The sequence below is a fragment of the Microbacterium yannicii genome (assembly GCF_024055635.1).
GTDB classification, from domain to species: domain Bacteria; phylum Actinomycetota; class Actinomycetes; order Actinomycetales; family Microbacteriaceae; genus Microbacterium; species Microbacterium yannicii.
Window position 1 is genome coordinate 40,826 of sequence record NZ_JAMXMB010000032.1, and the last position, 14,480, is coordinate 55,305.

Annotated in this window: 12 protein-coding genes; 4 read left to right on the plus strand and 8 right to left on the minus strand. The window is 70.3% G+C overall.

Annotation, left to right across the window (positions count from 1 at the left end):
• Positions 1 to 21 precede the first annotated feature (21 nt).
• Positions 22 to 2,073, plus strand: a complete 2,052-nt coding sequence (locus NCG93_RS12610) for a heparinase II/III domain-containing protein (RefSeq protein ID WP_241741552.1) — start codon at positions 22 to 24, stop codon at positions 2,071 to 2,073.
• Entirely contained in the window at positions 2,070 to 3,176 is a 1,107-nt protein-coding gene (locus NCG93_RS12615) for a substrate-binding domain-containing protein (protein WP_194412298.1), read from the plus strand. Before NCG93_RS12610 ends, NCG93_RS12615 begins: the two co-directional genes overlap by 4 nt.
• 136 nt (positions 3,177 to 3,312) lie before the next feature.
• Here the strand turns inward: NCG93_RS12615 and NCG93_RS12620 are convergent, their stop codons facing one another.
• The 3 genes from NCG93_RS12620 to NCG93_RS12630 all read right to left on the minus strand — a co-directional run bounded on the left by NCG93_RS12620 (position 3,313) and on the right by NCG93_RS12630 (position 6,634).
• Entirely contained in the window at positions 3,313 to 4,314 is a 1,002-nt protein-coding gene (locus NCG93_RS12620; protein ID WP_194412297.1) for a Gfo/Idh/MocA family protein, read from the minus strand.
• Positions 4,315 to 4,445: 131 nt separating this feature from the next.
• Positions 4,446 to 5,390 (minus strand): EamA family transporter, encoded by a 945-nt coding sequence (locus tag NCG93_RS12625; RefSeq protein WP_372495990.1) that lies wholly within the window; start codon positions 5,388 to 5,390, stop codon positions 4,446 to 4,448.
• Positions 5,366 to 6,634: a serine hydrolase domain-containing protein gene (locus tag NCG93_RS12630; protein ID WP_194413695.1), complete on the minus strand. Its 1,269-nt coding sequence runs from the start codon at positions 6,632 to 6,634 to the stop codon at positions 5,366 to 5,368. The genes NCG93_RS12625 and NCG93_RS12630 overlap by 25 nt, the downstream gene beginning before the upstream one ends.
• 80 nt (positions 6,635 to 6,714) lie before the next feature.
• Between NCG93_RS12630 and NCG93_RS12635 the strand changes: the two genes are divergently transcribed.
• Together NCG93_RS12635 and NCG93_RS12640 are read left to right on the plus strand one after the other, a co-directional pair.
• Positions 6,715 to 7,041, plus strand: coding sequence for a DUF2470 domain-containing protein (locus tag NCG93_RS12635; RefSeq protein ID WP_194412296.1), 327 nt, complete (start codon positions 6,715 to 6,717; stop codon positions 7,039 to 7,041).
• A 61-nt stretch (positions 7,042 to 7,102) separates the two neighbouring features.
• The gene (locus tag NCG93_RS12640) at positions 7,103 to 7,756 is read left to right on the plus strand and encodes a biliverdin-producing heme oxygenase (protein ID WP_194412295.1); all 654 of its coding nucleotides are present in this window, start codon (positions 7,103 to 7,105) and stop codon (positions 7,754 to 7,756) included.
• A 31-nt stretch (positions 7,757 to 7,787) separates the two neighbouring features.
• Here NCG93_RS12640 and NCG93_RS12645 read toward each other — a convergent pair whose 3' ends face one another.
• The 5 genes from NCG93_RS12645 to NCG93_RS12665 all read right to left on the minus strand — a co-directional run bounded on the left by NCG93_RS12645 (position 7,788) and on the right by NCG93_RS12665 (position 14,349).
• A complete protein-coding gene (locus NCG93_RS12645) occupies positions 7,788 to 9,170 on the minus strand; it encodes an ATP-dependent DNA helicase (RefSeq protein WP_194412294.1) in 1,383 nt (460 codons plus the stop codon).
• A 98-nt stretch (positions 9,171 to 9,268) separates the two neighbouring features.
• Positions 9,269 to 10,198, minus strand: coding sequence for a carbohydrate ABC transporter permease (locus tag NCG93_RS12650; protein ID WP_194412293.1), 930 nt, complete (start codon positions 10,196 to 10,198; stop codon positions 9,269 to 9,271).
• A complete protein-coding gene (locus NCG93_RS12655; protein WP_241741551.1) occupies positions 10,195 to 11,274 on the minus strand; it encodes a carbohydrate ABC transporter permease in 1,080 nt (359 codons plus the stop codon). The genes NCG93_RS12650 and NCG93_RS12655 overlap by 4 nt, the downstream gene beginning before the upstream one ends.
• A gap of 84 nt (positions 11,275 to 11,358) precedes the next feature.
• A complete protein-coding gene (locus NCG93_RS12660; protein WP_194412291.1) occupies positions 11,359 to 12,675 on the minus strand; it encodes an ABC transporter substrate-binding protein in 1,317 nt (438 codons plus the stop codon).
• 42 nt (positions 12,676 to 12,717) lie between these two features.
• Positions 12,718 to 14,349 carry a GH39 family glycosyl hydrolase gene (locus NCG93_RS12665; protein WP_194412290.1) on the minus strand — a complete coding sequence of 544 codons (1,632 nt, stop codon included), beginning with the start codon at positions 14,347 to 14,349 and terminating at the stop codon, positions 12,718 to 12,720.
• Positions 14,350 to 14,480 lie beyond the last annotated feature (131 nt).

The window sequence follows — 14,480 nt, forward strand, 5'->3', positions numbered from 1 at the left end:
GTGAATCAACGAGGAGGAACCTTGACCACCCCGACGGTCCCCGGGTCAACTGCAGGAGCCTGCCACACCACTCCTGACAGGTCGCCCGAAGCGACCTTCCACGGTGCGCTGTCGGCCGTCTATCTCGCGCACGCGGGCGTCGACGCCGCCGGTTTCGAGGCCGCCCTCGCCACCCTCCTCGCGTCCCCCGATCACGCGCTGCCCGTCCCGGCATCGGACGACCGGGACGTCTGGGGCCCTCACGGCAGCGCCGACCCGATCGCCGTCCGCGACGTGCTCGCACGGGCAGCTGCCGACCGGTCGACCCCGTGGCCCGTGCCCTTGGCGACTGCCGTCGCGCGCCTGCACGACGACGGCGACCGCGAAGGCTGGGAGAGCATCGTGTTCGAGCGCCAGCGGCGCCTCGCACGCGCCGCGATCGCCGCCGCGCACCACGCCGACGACGGCGAGACCGGCGCCGGGTGGCTCGCGGACGTCCTCGACGGGGTGTGGCTCATCTGCGAGCAGAGCTCCTGGTGCTGGCCCGCCCACGACGACGCGTTCCGCGAGCGGGGCTCGGTGCTCCCGACAGTGACCGCGCCCTACCTCGACCTCGGCGCGGGGGAGGCGGTCGCGCTGCTGACGTGGGTCGATCAGCTCCTCGGCGAGCGCCTCGAAGCCCGGTACCCCGGCATCCGCTCCCGTATCCGCCACGAGGCGCGCGTGCGCGTGTTCGAGCCGTTCACGCGCCGTCGCGACTGGCACTGGCTCGGGCTCGACGGCGACGTGCACAACTGGAACCCCTGGATCCACGGCAACGTGCTGCTCGCCGCGCTGCGCCTGCTCGACGGGCCCGACGAGGCCGGCGAGCGCGCGGCCATCGTGGCGCTCGCGATCGAGGGCATCGACCGGTACGTCTCGGTGCTGCCGGCCGACGGTGCGATCGACGAGGGCTACGCCTACTGGTGGAACGGCGCCTGCCGTGCACTCGAGGCGCTCGACCTCGTACGCCACGCGACCGGGGGAGTGCTCGACGCCTCCGGCATCCCGGCGTTGCGCGAGACCGTCGCCTTCCCCCACCGGATGCACCTCGGCGGCGACTGGTACCTCAACCTCGCCGACGGGCAGGCCCGCGTCACCGCCGTGCAGCCGTGGCACGCACTGCACCGTGCGGCCCTGAGTGCGCAGGATCCGGATGCCGCGGCCCACGCCGCATCCCACCGCATCGCCGGCACCCCCGCCGCCACCGAGCACGAGGGCTTCGGGCGGCTGCTGCGGGGCATCACCGACCCGGCGTGGGTCGACGCGGCCGAGGCGACATCGCCTTTCCCGCGCGACGTGTGGCTGCCCTCGACCGAGGTGCTGCTCGCCCGCGAGCACGGCGGCACGGGCCGCGGGCTGACCCTCGCCGTCAAGGGCGGACACAACGGCGAGCACCACAACCACAACGACGTCGGCTCGTTCGTGGTCGCGTCCGATGGCGTGCCCGTGATCGTCGACGCCGGTCGTCCGACGTACACGCGGCAGACCTTCGGTCCCGACCGCTACGACATCTGGACGATGCAGAGCGGCTGGCACAACGTGCCCGTGATCGGCGGCGTCGAGCAGAGCCCGGGCGTCGGGTTCGCGGCATCCGATGTCGAGGTGTCGCTCGGCGACGACGTGGCCGCCCTCGCACTGGAACTCTCCGGCGCATACCGCGCGACCGGCCCGTGGCAGCGCTCGGTGCGGCTCGATCGACCGATGCGCCGGGTGGTGATCGAGGACGCCTGGCAGCCCTCGATCGCAGACCGAGCAACGCACGACGAGGGTGACAGCGCCGAGACGCCCACGCAGGTGCGGATGCTGCTGGCCGGCGAGGTGCGCCGGGATGCGGCATCCGTCGTCGTCACCCCCCTCGAGGGTGCGGCGCCGGTGCGCATCTCCTGGCCCGAGGGGATCGCGGCCGGCCTCGTCGTGCGCGAACTCGACGACCCCGTGCTCTCGAGTGTGTGGGGCACCCGACTGACCCGGCTGGATCTGGACGTGACGACACGCGACAGCGTCACCGTCACGGTAGAACTGGAACCGACGAACCCGGAGGACGCCCGATGACCGACCAGACACCGGCACTGCTGGCCGCAGAACGGCGGGCGCACGTGCTGGCGACGCTCGAGCGCGACGGCGCCGTACGGGTCGCGCAGTTGATGGACGAACTCGGCGTCGCCCCGGTGACCCTCCGGCGGGATCTCGCGCAGATGGAGCGCGAAGGGCTGCTCGTGCGCGTGCACGGCGGCGCGGTTCCCGCTGCCGGCGCCTTCGACGACGTCGAGCCGGGGCATCCGGTCTCCGCCGCTCGCGCCGGATCGATCGCGATGCTCGTGCCGTCGCTGAGCTTCTACTGGCCGAGCGTCGTGCGCGGCGCCGAGACCGAGGCCACCCGTCACGGCCTGCGCGTGGTCCTCCGGGGCGCCTCCTACGAATTGCAGGACGAACGACCGGTGCTCGAGCGTCTCGTGCATGCCGACGGCGTGCGAGGGCTCGTGGTCGCTCCCAACACCGACACTCCCCACGCGCAGGATGTGGTGCAGTGGCTCGCCGACTGCGGCGTGCCCAACGTGCTCGTCGAGCGCGACGCGGTGGTGCTGCCGGGCGGCAGCCCCGTCGAGAACGTCACGACCGACCACGCTCTCGGAGCAGTGCTGGCCGCGCGCCACCTCGCCGCCCTGGGCCATCGCCGGGTGGGCCTGATCATCGCGCGGGATTCGCCGACGTCGCGCAAGATCGCCGCCGGATGGCAGGCCGCCTGCATCGAGCTCGGTCTCACGCCGTCCGATCACTTCGAGACCAGCCTGCCGCCGCGCACCAGCCCGGACTTCTCGGCGGTCGTCGACGCGACGCTCGATGCGGCGCTCGCGAACTCGGTCACCGCGATCCTCGTGCACTCCGACCCCGAGGCGATGGCCTTCGTCGACCTCGCGCTCAACCGCGGCATCTCGGTGCCGGGGGACCTGTCGGTCGTCGCCTACGACGACGAGGTGGCCGAGCTGTTCACCCCGGCGCTCACGGCGGTCAGCCCGCCGCGCAACTCCGTCGGGCGCGCGGCGGTCGACCTCCTCGCGCGCCGCATCGAGGATCCGACCCGCCCGGTTCACCGTGTCGTGCTGAACCCGACGCTGAACGTGCGCGGGTCCACCGCCCCGCCCCGCGGCGCCTGACGGGGAGCGCGACAGGGGAGACCACCGCGCGGAAGACGGATGCCGCGGCCCGCTGTCGCCGACGCCGCCCGTCTCGTCGGCCGGCGCCGGCCGCGCAGGGGTGCCGGGCAGGAGGGCGGGCAGGAGGCCCGGGCCGTCAGTCGGCGAGTGCGGCTGCGCGCCAGTCCGTGAGCACGCGCGCGGCGGCACGTGTGTGCGACCACGGCATCTGGGGCACTTCGAGCCGGCCCTCGGCGAGGGCGAGCGACAGCGCGTCGGCCTCGGCCGCCATGGGCTGCACGACCGGCACCTCGATGAGCTGCTCCTCCCCGCCGCGGCGAACGGTCAGCGTCGATGAGCTCTCCGTTCGACTGCCCCACGCGTTGGGGAGCACCACCTCGGCGTCCGCGAACTGCAGTACCGCGGTCCGGGGGAGGTCCTCGACGATGGACGTGGCGATCGCCGCGGTCACCGCGCCGAACGCGATGACCGCGGATGCCGAGCCGTCCACGCCCGACACGAGCTCGGCCTCGAACGCGCGATAGTCCGGCGTATCGATGGGCTGCCCGGCCGCTGCCGCGAGGTCGATCGCCAGGGCGAGCGGATAGCAGCCCACATCGAGGATGGCGCCGCCGGCGAGCGCGCGGTCGAACAGCCGTCCCTCGTGGACGGGTGCCGCGAACCCGAACGCGCCCTCGACGCGCTCGAGCGGGCCGAGCTCGCCACCGGCCACGAGCGCTCGCAGCGCATCGGCGAACGGCCCGAAGCGCGTCTTGAACCCCTCGAGGAACGGTCGCTGCGCGCGCTCGGCGGTCGCGAGGATCCGCTCGACCTCCTCGAGCGTCGGGCTGGCGGGCTTCTCGCACAGCACGGCCTTGCCGGCCTCGAGCGCGCGGATCGCAAGTTCGGCGTGGGTCGTGTGGACGGTTCCGACGTACACCGCGTCCACGTCGTCGCGGGCCAGGATCTCGTCGTAGGTGCCGGATGCCGCGGCACCGTGCTCGGCGGCGAAGGACGCCGCGCGCTCGGGCGACGAACTGCCGACCGCGTGCAGCACGCCGTACCTCGACGCACGCAGTCCCACGACGAAGTCCCTGCTGATGGCTCCGGGGCCGAGCACGGCCCATCTCGTCTGCACCGTGTCGTCCGCCTGAGTCATGGCCCCGATCGTATCGAGCCCGCCGGTCGTGCCGCCGCACGCCGGCCGCGGCATCCCTCCCCGCCCCCGCGCGCCGGTTCACGCCACCGAGCGGCAGACATCCACCGCCCGCCGAAGGTCGAGGCGCCGCGTCAGGCGATCGGCTCGGCCGCTTCGCGGGCCGCGCGAGCGGAGGAGCGCACCGCGCCGATGCTCGCGGCGATGACGAGGGCGATGCCGGCGATCTCGAGCCACGTCATATGTTGCCCCAGGAATATGAAGCCGGCGAGGGCCGCTGTGGCCGGGGCGAGGCTCATCAGGATCGCGAAGACGGCAGCCGGCAGTCGACGGAGAGCCACCAGCTCGAGGGCGTAGGGGATGGTCGACGAGAGGATCGCCACCGAGGCCCCGAGCGCGACGATCTCGAGGCGCAGGAGGGAGGCTCCGGCATCCGCGATGCCGAAGGGAAGCGCGATGATCGCACCGACCGTCATCGCCAGCGCCAGGCCGTCGAGCTTCGGGAACGCCCGGCCCACCCGCGCCGACGCCAGGATGTAGAACGCCCAGCTGGCCGCGGCGCCGAGCGCGAAGAGCACGCCGAGCGGATCGAGGCGGTCCCACCCGCCCCCGCCGAGTGCCAGCACGCCCGCCAGAGCGACCACCGCCCAGAGCCACGCCGACGCACGGCGGGCAGCGACGATGGACAGCACGAGCGGTCCGAGCACCTCGATGGTCACCGTCACGCCGAGCGGCAAGCGCTCCAGGGCGAGATAGAACAGGCCGTTCATCAGCGCGAGCACGAGGCCGAACAGCGCCACCGCGGTCCAGTCGGCGCGGGAGTGTCCACGCACGCGCGGCCGCGCGATCAGCAGCAGCACGATCGCCGAGAACACCAGCCGCAGCATCACCATGCCGAGCGGGCCCACCTCGGGGAACAGCAGCACCGCGATCGAGGCGCCGACCTCCTGGCACGCCAGGCCGGCGATGACCAGCGTGATCGCGGGCGTGCTGCCCGGTGCGCCGGCCCGGCTCGCCGCTGCGTTCCCTGTCCCGCCCGAGCCTGCTCCGACCGTCACTGCGGCGCGGGCGGCGTGCACACGGCCGCGCCGGCGATGGCGTCGTGGTACTGCTCCGGCGTCCAGGGCAGTCCGGCTTCGGGCACCGTCTCACCGGCCGCCGCGGGTGCCTTCGACGCGATCGCGGCGAGCTCCCATGCGAGGTACTCGCCCACCGCGCCGTCGGCGGCGGAGTTGTTGAGCACGACGGCGACCGCCAGGCCGGTCTCCGGATCGGCGAAGGCGGCGGTGATGTACCCAGGCACCTTGCCCGCCTGCCCGACGAGGGAACCCGCGAGGAGCGCACCGCCGCCGGCGGTGTACCACGAGGGTCCATCGGCGGCGACGGCGACGGGAGCGGCGAAGCGGTCGTCGTCCGGAACGAGCGCGCCCGAGGCGAGCGCCTGGACATAGCGGCCGAGGTCTTCGATGTCGGTGACGGCGCCGGCGTCCGTGAAGCCGCTGCTCGACGACGCCGCGGTGAGGTCGATCGGAGCAGCGCAGTCGAGCGCTCCCTCGGCGTTGTTGACCGACTGCCCGCCCTTCAGCACGCCCTCGGTGGGAAGGTCGCCGAGAGCGGTCGCGTCCAGGCTCAGGGGATCGGCGACGTATGTCTGGATGAGGTCCGCCGCGGACATGTCGGTGGCGCGCTCCAGCGCGAGACCCAGCAGCACGTAGCCGGAATCGGAATCGCGGTAGGCCAGGCCCGGCGCCGCCGAGCGCGGCTGACCGAGCCCGAAGCTCGCGAGGTAGCGCGGATCCCAGTCGCGCGCCGGATTGGTGATCCACGACGAGTACAGCTGGCCCGCGTACGAGCCGATGCCCGACGTGCCGTCGCAGAGCTCGAGCAGGGTGACGTCGGCGAGGTCGGGGACCCCCGAGACGTAGTCCGTGACGCTGTCGTCGAGGTCGACCTTGCCCTGCGCGGCGACCTTGAACAGCACATCGCAGGTCATCGCCCGGGTCATCTTGCCCGCACGGAACGTCAGGTCTGCGGTCACGTCTCCGCCGCCGTCAGGCCGCTGCGTGCCGAGACCGGCGACCCAGCTTCCGCTCCACGGGGCCCAGACGCCCACGATGGCCCCGGACGACCCCGTGGTGCCCATCGCGTGGGTGACGGCATCCGTCAATCGCTGGACCGTCTCATCGGGAAGGGATGCCGCGGCCTGGGGTGGCAGGTCGGGGTCGACCTCGCCGCCGAACGAGCACCCTGCGAGCAGAAGAGCGGACGCGACGGCACCGGCGATGACCGCGATGGCGCGGCGACGTGTAGACCGGGTCCGCATTCTCACCCCCCGACGATCGTGCAATGCATTCAAACACACCCCGGTGCCTTGCCGTGAACGGCGATCCGTAGGCTGAGAGCATGACGCACCTCTTCGACGACGATGCCCTGACGGGCGTGCTCGGCCACATGAACGGCGACCATGGTGATGACAATCTTCTGATCGCACGTGCTTTCGCCGCAGATGCGGGCATCGAGGACGGCGAGATCACCGCCTCGATCATGACGGGGTTCGACGGCGATGGCGGCGTCTGGCAGGCGACGCTCGCCGATGGTTCCACGGCCGAGGTCGCCGTCCCCTGGCCGGCCGGTCCGATCTCGGAGCGTCGCGAGGTGCGCCGCGAGATCGTCGCACTGTACGACGAGGCGTGCCGGCGACTCGACCTCGAACCGCGACCGCACGCCTAGGCCGGCCTCCCCCCGAAAAGTCGGTAGTTAGGTTTGCCTTATCTTCAGTTACCATGAAGGTATGAGCGACCCGATTCCGTTCTCCACCGCCCTGCGCGAGCGCTCGAGCAGCTCGCACTCTTCGAGCGAGCACTCCGGTTTCATGGCCGACCTCATGCGGGGGGAGGGCACGCGCGAGGACTACGTCGCGCTGGTCGCCCAGCACTGGTTCATCTACGAGGCGCTGGAACGCACCGCCGGTCAGATGCGCAACGATCCCGTCGCGGCGGTCTTCATCAGCGACAAGCTCACGCGCCTGCCCGCGCTGGAGGCCGACCTCGACTTCCTCGTCGGTCCCGACTGGCGCGAGCGGATCGAGCCGCTGCCCACGACGCAGCGCTACGTCGATCGCATCGACGAGGTCGGCGCGACCTGGGCGGGCGGCTTCGTGGCCCACCACTACACCCGCTACCTGGGCGACCTGTCCGGCGGCCAGTTCATCGGCCGGCTGATGGCCCGCCGCTTCGGGTTCGACACGAACGGCATCGGCTTCTACCTCTTCGACGACATCGCCGACCCGAAGGCCTTCAAGGACGTCTACCGCGAGCAGCTCGACGCCGCCCCGTGGGATGCCGCGGAGCAGGAGCGCGTGATCGACGAGGTGCTCCTCGCCTACCGCTTCAACACCGACCTCTTCGACGACCTCGCCCACGCGAAGGCCGCCCAGGTGGCCTGACCGCCGAAAAAGCGCGCCGCGACCGAGATCGTCAGGATGCCGCGGACCCGCGGACGGCGGACGACATGAAACGCCGCACGTCGGGGTCGACCTGGATGTCGCGCGGTCGCAGGGGGCGCGAGAGGTACAGCCCGTCGAGCGAGGTCAGCCGCGACAGCGCCACGTACGTCTGGCCGGGCGCGAAGGCCCCCGATCCCAGGTCGATGATCGCCCGGTCGTAGGTCTTGCCCTGCGACTTGTGGATCGTCACCGCCCACGCCAATCGCAGTGGGAACTGCGTGAACTCCGCCACGATGTCGCGCGTGAGCGTCTTGGAGCCGGGGTTGTACGAGTAGCGGTACTTCTCCCAGACCGACGGCTCGACGTCGAACTCCTCGCCCTCGACGTCGACGCGCACCGTCTCGCCGGCGATGCGCGTGACCGTGCCGATCGTGCCGTTGACCCAGCGCGGCGGCTCGCCGAACGAGCCGGTGTCGTTGCGCAGGAACATGACCTGGGCGCCGACCTTCAGCTTGAGCTCGAGATCGGCGGGGTACGCGGCATCCCCTCGTCCGAAGTCGCCGCTCACCTCTGCCATCGCCGTCTGCTCGCGACCGACCAGCTCGGCGAGGTGCCGCCGGTTGATGTTGTTGACGATGTCGTTGCGCGTCGCCAGCGTGATGATGGGGTGTTCGCCGTCCACGGGGTCGGGCGGGGTGCGGGCGCCCGTGTCGTTGAGCACCTGGGCGATGTCGGCCGTGACGTGGCCGTGCCGCACCGCATTGAGCATCGCCTTGAAGGTGGGATCGGACTGCCGGTGGATGTCGACCAGCTCGCGGATGTTCAGCTCGGCGCCGTACGAGCCGACGTCGAGGATGCCGTCGGTCGCCGCCTCGCCCACCCAGACCTTGGCGTCGAAGAACCAGAACGAGCGGTAGTGGTCACGGACGTAACGGAGCTCATCGCCGCGGGGCGGCACGGGCGCCAGCTGGTACGGATCGCCGAACATCACGATCTGCGCGCCGCCGAACGGCTCGGACCGCCGGCCTCGCGCCTTGCGCAGCGCGCGGTCGATCGCATCCATGAGGTCGGCGTTGACCATGGAGATCTCGTCGATCACCAGCGTGTCGATGGCGTTGAGCAGCTTGCGCGTGGCGTCGGACTGGTCCTCGTCGTGCGCGCCGATGATGCCGAGCGGCAGCTTGAACAGCGAGTGGATCGTCTGCCCCTCGACGTTGAGCGCGGCGACGCCCGTCGGCGCGCACACGGCGATCTGCTTGCTCGTGTTCCAGGCCAGGTGCTGCAGCAGGGTCGACTTGCCGGTCCCCGCCCGCCCGGTGACGAACACGTGCTCGCGGGTGTCTTCGATGAGCCGGAACAGCGCCTCCTGCTCGGCCGACAGCGCGAGGCCGGCAGGGGAAGGCGTTGTGGTCACCGGTTCATGCTAACGAGCGGATGCCGCCTCCCGGCCGTCCGCGCCGTGTTCGGTGGAGTGCGCACCGTTGTCCACAGGCGTCTGGGCGCCGATCTCAGTCAGCCCTTGACGGCCCCCGCCATCACGCCGGCCACGAGATGCCGGCCCGCGAGGACGAGGACGAGGAGCAGAGGCAGGGCGACGAGGAACACCCCGGCCATCACGAGTCCGGTGTCCGATGTGAAGGCGCCGCGCAGCTGGGGCACCACCAGCGGCATCGTCAGCTGCGAGCGCATGACGACGGAGGGCCAGAAGAAGCTGTTCCACGAGCCGATGAAGGTGAACAGCGCGAGCGTTGCCGCTGCGGGGCGCGCCGCCGGCAGCGCGATCGACCAGAAGGTGCGGAACATCGAGGCGCCGTCGACCCGTGCGGCTTCGATGAGCTCGTACGGCAGCGCTTCTTGCAGGTACTGCGTCATCCAGAACACTCCGAAGGCCCCCACGAGTCCGGGGACGATCAGCGCGAGCAGCGAATCGATCCAGCCGAAGTCGTTCATCATGATGAACAGGGGGATGGTGCCGACCTGCGCGGGGATGATCAGCGTGGCGAGCACCGCGACGTACAGCGCCTGACGCCCCGGGAACCGCAGCTTCGCGAAGCTGAAGCCTGCCAGCGTGGAGAAGAAGACCACCGAGGCGCTGACGGCTGCGGCGACCAGAAGAGAGTTCCCGAAGGCCAGCCAGATGCTGAACTGCTCGGAGGCGAAGACCTGGCCGAAGTTCTGCCACAGCGTCGCCGTGGGCAGCCACCGCGGCAGCGTTCCGACCGCGCGTGAGATCTCCGTCGTGCTGGACGAGCCGTACATGGCGGCGGCGTAGAGCGGGAACACCGAGAGGACGAAGACGACGGCCAGGATGCCGTAGGTGACCAGCCCCGGCCGGCGGCCCGTGGAACTGTGCGTTGCGACCGGCCTGCCGCGCGCCGCGCGCTTGGCCGCATACCTCGCCGCTCCGCGGCCGGCGGTGTTCTCGATGAGTGCCGTGTTCACAGCGGGGTTCCTTCCATCGCGTCGCCGGCGGTTTCGCGTGCGACCGCCGATCGGGTGGGGACGTCATCCGCGGCCCGGCGGGGCCGGCGGCGGCGAGGACCTCGCGGCGCGGCATCCGACGAAGAGATGCGCCGGGTGAGGGCGAAGTTGAGGAGAGAGATGACCAGGATGATGAAGGCGAAGATCCACCCCACGGCCGCTGCCTGCCCCAGGCGGTCCTGCCACTGACCGAAGCCGAGGTTGAAGAGGTACAGCATCACGGTGGTCCACTGGTTGTCGGTGCCGCCTTGACCACCGCCCGTGCCGCCGCCGTCGAACAATCGGGCTTCGTCGAAGATCTCCAGGCCGCCGATCGTCATCGTGAGGATGACGAAGATCAGGGTCGGACGGATGCTCGGGATCGTCACCGAGAAGAACTGGCGGGCACGCCCGGCGCCGTCGACGGTGGCCGCCTCGTAGAGATCACGCGGCACCGCCTGCATCGCCGCCAGCAGGATGAGGGCGTTGTAGCCGGTCCAGCGGAACACCACCATCGAACCGATCGCGATGTGGGACAGGAACCGGTCCTGGAAGAACGGCGAGCTGCTGTCGGTGAAGAGTCCGAGCGCGTGGAGGTTCGGGACGAGGATGCCGAACTGGCCGAACACCTGGCCGAAGATCATCGACGTCGCGACCGGCATGACGACGAAGGGGATCAGCACGCTCATCCGCCAGAACGTCCGTGCGCGCAGGTTCTGGTCGAGGATCGCCGCGATGAGCAGCGCGAGGATCAGCTGCGGGATCGCGCCGAGCAGGAAGATCGAGACGGTGTTCTCCAGCGAGCGCCAGAACAGCGGCTGCTGCAGCACCCACGAGAAGTTGTCGAGGCCGACGAACTCGCCCATCCCGGCACGCCGGTGCCAGTCGTGGAGCGCGACGACGACGTTGAACAGCAGCGGGAACGCGCCGAACACCGCGAACAGCAGGAAGAACGGCGAGATGTACAGGTACGGCGAGAGCTTGACGTCCCAACGGGAGAGCCGCTGCCCCCAGCCGAGGCGCCGTACGGGGCGCGGCGGCGCTGAAGTGAGAGCCATCGTCGGCTCCTTCCGTGTTGATGCCATGTCGGGCGATCGCAGCCCGGCCCGTGCGTGTGCGCTGAGCCGGGCTGCGATCGGGGATCAGTCGGCGGTGTCGAAGCCGAGGGCGTCGAACTCGCTCACGACCGAGTCCCACGCCTCCTGCGCTGTCGCGCTGCCCGACTCCACGAGCCGGATGCCGTCGGTGACGAGAGTCTGGATGCCCGCGAAGTTCTCACCGCGGTAGCCGCCCGCTGCGGCATCCCCCGCGGCTGCCGCCAGGTCACCGTAGGTCTGACCCAGGCGCTGCCCGCCGAAGAACTCGTTCTCGGTCTCGGCGATGTCCGGGCTGGCGATGGCCTCCAGCTGCGAGGGGAACTGTCCGGTGGTGTGGAACCACTGGACGGCCGCCTCGGGGGAGGTCAGATAGTCGGCGAGCTTGACGGCCCACGCGGTGTTCTCGCCCGTGGCCGGCACCGAGAAGAAGGAGCCGCCCCAGTTTCCTCCCCCATCGGGGAAGGTGCTCGACACGCGCCAGCCGGGCACGCCGTCGGCGTTCTCGGCGATGATGCCGGCCATCCAGGCGGGGGTGACCACGGTCGCCCACTGGCGGTTCTGGAAGCCCGCTCCCCAATCAGCGTGGCCGATCGGGATGCCGGCGGAGATGCCGTCCTCCGCCGCCTCGGCGAACATCATGAACAGCTCTTCGATCTGGTCGTTGTCGGCCATGTCGTACGGCTTGCCCGATTCGGGGTCCTCGAAGGCATCGGGCAGGAGGTTGACCGCGGCCTGGAACGCGCTGGAGAGGGAGTCGATGTAGTAGTTGTCGGCGGTCGCGACGTACTCGCGGCCCGCGTCGAGGAACGACTGCCACGATGCGGCGTCGCCGCCGATGAACTCACCGAACGAGTCGGCGTCGGTCGCAACGCCCGCCGCGGCCATCATCTCCTCGTTGTAGGCGACGCCCAGCGGCCCGATGTCGGTGCCGTATCCGGTGATGACGCCGTCGACGGACCCCTGCGTCACCTTCCAGTCCACCCAGCGATCGGGGATCTCCGGCAGCTCCACCCAGTCCTCGGGAACCGCCATCATCTCGGTCCACCAGTCCAGCTCGATCAGATGCACGTCCGACAGGCCGGCGCCGTCGGACGACAGTCCGTTGCGCAGCACCGTCTGCGCGGCGGCCCCGTCGGGGAACGAATCCACGACGACCTCGATCCCGTACTCGTCCTCGAAGGACGCGAGGAGGTCGGGCGGGAAGTCCATCCACGCCGCGACGGTGAGCTTGTCCGGCTTGTTCTCTTCGGTCGCTTCGCCGGCGTTGCTGCCGGCTGTGCCGCCTCCCCCGCAGGAGGTGAGAGCGAGGGCGGCCAGGGCGGCCGAGGCGATGACCGCTCCGGCGCGTGTGGTGATCTTCATCATGGATCCTTTCGTGACGTCGTTGTACGCGGATGTCGTGGGTCAGGGGGTGGTTCGTGAGATCGACATGACGGCCCACGGCGCCAGGGTGATGTCGATCGCGAAGACGCCGTCGGCGGGAACGGTGAGCGAGCGGCGGTCGAGGCCGTCGGCGATCGCCGTGAGTTCGGCGACCTGCGGGAGGCTGAGGTTGAGGGGCTCGCCGAGCTGGTGCCACGCCTCTGCGACGTTGCCGTGCTCCTGGTCGAGGATCTCGACGGTGTAGACGTCGCCGGGCGCGAGTCCCGCGACCGTATGTGCGATACGACGCGTCGGACCTTCAGCCGCCAGCCGGTGCGTCTGCGCGTACCGGGTGGCGCCGCCGACCGAGCGTGAGCCCATCGAATCGGGGTAGTTGAAGAACACGGCGGCGACGGCATCCTCTGCCGTTCGCGTGATGATGCCGTGGTCGGTCTGCAGGGCGATGCGATCCCCGAGCCGGTTCAGCGCGGCCATGGCGTGGAACGTCGGCTTGTGGATGCCCTGCTCATTGACGAAGCCGAAGCCGCCGTGGAACGGGCCGATGCCGCCGCCGCCCTCTTCGAAGACGTCGGTGAACGTCCAGTACGAGATGGAGTCGGCGAGACTGTGGCACTGCAGGAGGGCGCGTGCGATGTAGGTCGCGGCGTACACCGTGTCGTGCATATGGTCGCGGCTGGACGGCGACGTGGACCACTCGGTGACGTGGAGCTCCGCTTCGGGGTAGGGGGAGTCGGCGATCACCCGGCGCATGACCTCGAGGTCGTTCCGCGTCGCGTCGCGGTCGCGGCTGATCGACTGGCCGACCCCCTGCGTGTCGAAGGCGTAGTCGGTGGGATAAAGGTGCGTGGAGAGGAAGTCCAGCGGAAGGTCGCGTTCGGCGCAGTAGGCGATGAGCTCGTGGATCCACACCGGCTTCCACGGCAGTGCGTCGGGGTCCGCCGCCTCCGCCGTCGCGGCCTCCACCGACCTGTCGTGGTATTCGCCGTCATAGCGGGAGTCGGGCACGAAGACCGATGACGAAGGACCACCGACCTTCAGTTCCGGATCGATCGCCTTGAGCGCCTTCGCGGTGGCCTCGTACAGCTGGAAGTACTCCGTGCGTGTGCCCGTCCAGAAGTGCGGGACGAGGTTCGGCTCGTTCCAGACCTCGAACGGCCAGGTGCGCACCTCGTCGATCCCGTACCGCTCGATCCAGTGCTGGACGGTCGCGGTGACGAGGTCGACCCAGGCCCCCATGTCGGTGGGAGGGCTGCAGTGGGCCTTCCACCAGAACAGCGTCTCGGTCTGCGTCGCGAGCTCGCGAGGCATGAAGCCCAGCTCGACGAACGGGCGGGCGCCGGCGGCCAGGATCGCGTCGAAGACCTTGTCCACGTAGGCGAACGTGTACACAGGTCTCTCCAGCGGCGTCGGCGGGCCGAAGCCGCCACCGTTCGACGCGCGGTACACGAACATGTCGTCGTGGAACAGTCCGTGGAAGCGGACATATCGTGCACCCAGCGTTCCCACGGCTTCGCGGAAATGGCTCTGCCAGTCCGCGCGCAGCGCCTCGTTGGCGCGGCCCGCTCCGAGGCACACGCTCCACACGTGATGCAACGGCGCCTCAGCAGAGGCTCGGCCGTCTACGGTGAAAGCGGGCGACGTATCGACGGACAAGAACGACCTCCGTTGGTCATGGTCGAGTGGTTCGAATCGGTTGCGAAAATGTTTCGCAACGTGTTACGCTTGTCAGGCTAGACAATGACGGCACAGCTGTCAATTCTTCGTTCGCTTTTGAGGCTGCATGG

Excerpts from the sequence above, each read along its gene's own strand:
- NCG93_RS12615 (WP_194412298.1), top strand. The coding sequence starts at position 2,070 with ATGACCGACCAGACACCGGCACTGCTGGCCGCAGAACGGCGGGCGCAC.
- NCG93_RS12620 (WP_194412297.1), bottom strand. The coding sequence starts at position 4,314 with ATGACTCAGGCGGACGACACGGTGCAGACGAGATGGGCCGTGCTCGGC.
- NCG93_RS12630 (WP_194413695.1), bottom strand. The coding sequence starts at position 6,634 with ATGCGGACCCGGTCTACACGTCGCCGCGCCATCGCGGTCATCGCCGGT.
- NCG93_RS12635 (WP_194412296.1), top strand. The coding sequence starts at position 6,715 with ATGACGCACCTCTTCGACGACGATGCCCTGACGGGCGTGCTCGGCCAC.
- NCG93_RS12640 (WP_194412295.1), top strand. The coding sequence starts at position 7,103 with ATGAGCGACCCGATTCCGTTCTCCACCGCCCTGCGCGAGCGCTCGAGC.
- NCG93_RS12655 (WP_241741551.1), bottom strand. The coding sequence starts at position 11,274 with ATGGCTCTCACTTCAGCGCCGCCGCGCCCCGTACGGCGCCTCGGCTGG.
- NCG93_RS12660 (WP_194412291.1), bottom strand. The coding sequence starts at position 12,675 with ATGAAGATCACCACACGCGCCGGAGCGGTCATCGCCTCGGCCGCCCTG.